Below are 238 nucleotides of genomic sequence, written 5' to 3' on the forward strand. Positions count from 1 at the left end.
CTCGCACAGCGTTTCCCATCCGCCCAGGCAGTGCTCGCAGTGGCCGCAGGCCGAGTACAGCCAGGGGATGCCGACGCGGTCGCCTTCCTTGACGAAATCCACGCCCGCGCCCACCGCCACCACATGGCCGACGCCTTCGTGCCCCGGGATGAAGGGCGGGTTGGGCTTGACCGGCCAGTCGCCCTCGGCGGCATGCAGGTCGGTGTGGCAGACGCCACAAGCCTCGATCCTGACCAGG

1 protein-coding gene is annotated in these 238 nt (G+C 69.7%); it reads right to left on the bottom strand.

Features of this window, described 5'->3' with window-relative positions; translation table 11 throughout:
* On the bottom strand, positions 1-238 hold a 238-nt coding region (locus SB753_RS41055), incomplete at both ends, for an alcohol dehydrogenase catalytic domain-containing protein (protein WP_410805677.1).

The sequence above is a fragment of the Paraburkholderia sp. SIMBA_053 genome, from assembly GCF_046534895.1.
GTDB classification, from domain to species: domain Bacteria; phylum Pseudomonadota; class Gammaproteobacteria; order Burkholderiales; family Burkholderiaceae; genus Paraburkholderia; species Paraburkholderia caledonica.